At 26.6% G+C, this 2,068-nt stretch carries 1 protein-coding gene and 1 pseudogene; one reads left to right on the top strand and one right to left on the bottom strand.

Going from position 1 to position 2,068, the window contains the following annotated elements; all coding sequences use genetic code 11:
* Positions 1 to 89 precede the first annotated feature (89 nt).
* Positions 90 to 1,145 carry a CAP domain-containing protein gene (locus tag MBFIL_RS04070; RefSeq protein WP_066971741.1) on the bottom strand — a complete coding sequence of 352 codons (1,056 nt, stop codon included), beginning with the start codon at positions 1,143 to 1,145 and terminating at the stop codon, positions 90 to 92.
* A gap of 481 nt (positions 1,146 to 1,626) precedes the next feature.
* Between MBFIL_RS04070 and MBFIL_RS04065 the strand changes: the two are divergent.
* Positions 1,627 to 2,068 (top strand): annotated as a pseudogene (locus tag MBFIL_RS04065) (hypothetical protein); the annotation flags it as partial.

Raw genomic sequence — 2,068 nt, 5'->3', positions numbered from 1 at the left:
AATAGATATTCAATGAAAAACATAGACAACAAATAAAAAAAACTACAAAAAATAATTTACAATCTAACCACAACTAAGAAAATTCACTGTCATCCATCAACTGAAAAATTAATTATTGCACAGCCAATGTTAACAGATCTGTAAATTTCGTAGCCAGATGCTCTTGAAACTTTATTTATAGTAATTGTGACCTTATTCTTTTTGGAAGATAATTTAGTGATGCTTGTTTTTAATGGCTTTGTGATTACTTTAACTTCAGGACTAAGTTTTCCATACTTATTTTTACCAGCTATTCTTTTATAGGATCTTATTTTATACATATATTTTGTTGCACTTTGTAATTTAATGGTTATGCCATTCTTTTTATTGCTTTTTAATGTTGTTAAAACAGTATATTTTCCAGAATTATACTTAAGAACTTGATAACCTGTAGTTATTGAAGAAGATTGTTTATTCCATTTAATGGTTAATAGATTAGACTTCAAACTAAACTTTAAATTTGAAATAATATTGTTAGAATTTAAATCAGATTTTAAATTTAAAATATCCTTACTATCTTTATTAGAGTTTAAAATAGTGCTTAAATTTGAAATATCATTATGGCCTTTATTAGAATTCGATATATTACTTGATTTTGAAATAATACTATTGGATTTAGCAGAACTAGATGATTTATCACCTAAACCAAATAGCTGTACCCAGTAGTGAGTACCATATTTTTTATTATTTCCACTATAAATATAAGCAATACCAATTGTTTTGTATGTTTTGTTTAGAATAGCTTCTTTATGTCCATAATTTGAGTTTATCCATGCAGTAACAACTTCTTTTGGTGTTTTTGGACCTGCTGCAAGATTTTCGCCGTAGGCATAGTCTGAGACTGTGTACCATATTTGCCCATTAGGTCGAGTGTGGCTAACTTGTGTTAGTAATTCTTTAGCTCTAATTTTTGCAGCATCGACTAACCTCTGATCAACCTGTAATGGATCTAATCCTACTTTTGCTCTTTCTTGATTGACTAATTTTAAAACCTGATTTGTAAAATCATCCGAAGATGTGACATTTGATGTTGCTGCAAAAGCAGGAACTATTGTAAATAGCATGATTGCTATAATAAAAACAGCTTTTAAGTATATTTTCCCCAATTATGAAAACCTCATGAAATTTATATAATGACTTCTAAAATATTTTATACTAAATTTTATTATATTTATTATATGTTTTTGTATATTAAAATATTTAAATGTTTTCATATATAAAATATTATTTTACTATACTATTTATATTAAATATAAACATTCAAAATATTATTAAATATATATGTATAAGATCTATGGTCCTATATAATAAAACATGAACAATATTATCTTTTTGTTGGATTAAACTTAGTAATCTGGGGTTATTAAGGAGCATATGTAAAATTGAAAATTGAAATAACTTATCTAATTACGACTGTGTCAAAAACTTCAGGGTGAACAAGTGAAAAAATTCAATGAAAAGTACAACATATACATGTAATGTTCAGTATAATTCAAAAAAAAGTGAGTATAATAACATTAATTAAATGGAGGAAGAATATAGTTAAATCTATGCAAAGAGAAAACAAACTTCCTCCAAGTAATAATTATGAATGTTAAAATATATAATACTGATGGTACCAAGAGAGTTGTGATAGAAGAAGAAATATTATACTTAGATAATCGTGTAGACCCAACATATCATCAAACATTGGAAGAAATGACAGGTAGGAGTCTTAAATGTCGTTACATCGATAATAGTGATTTTAAATGTGAATGTTGTGGTTCAGACTCATTTAAAATACATGATTATGGTCTTAGAAATCTGAATAAAAATCAAAAAATAGAATCCACAATTTACAAATGTAGGAAATGTGGAAAAACACATCAAACACCATTAGAACCTTTTGTTGATAAAAATAGTAATTACACCAACAAAGTCCAATCATTAGGCATTATGGTGAACTACCTATCGCATCTATCGTTAAATAACATATCCTTACTTAATGGAATTGTAAATAATGCATTTCCATCCAGACAAAGCACTCTCA

It is taken from the genome of Methanobrevibacter filiformis (genome assembly GCF_001639265.1).
In the GTDB taxonomy this organism is placed as follows: Archaea; Methanobacteriota; Methanobacteria; order Methanobacteriales; family Methanobacteriaceae; genus Methanacia; species Methanacia filiformis.
Note: the sequence above shows the minus strand (reverse complement) of the source record. Positions and strands in the feature narration are given on the sequence as shown.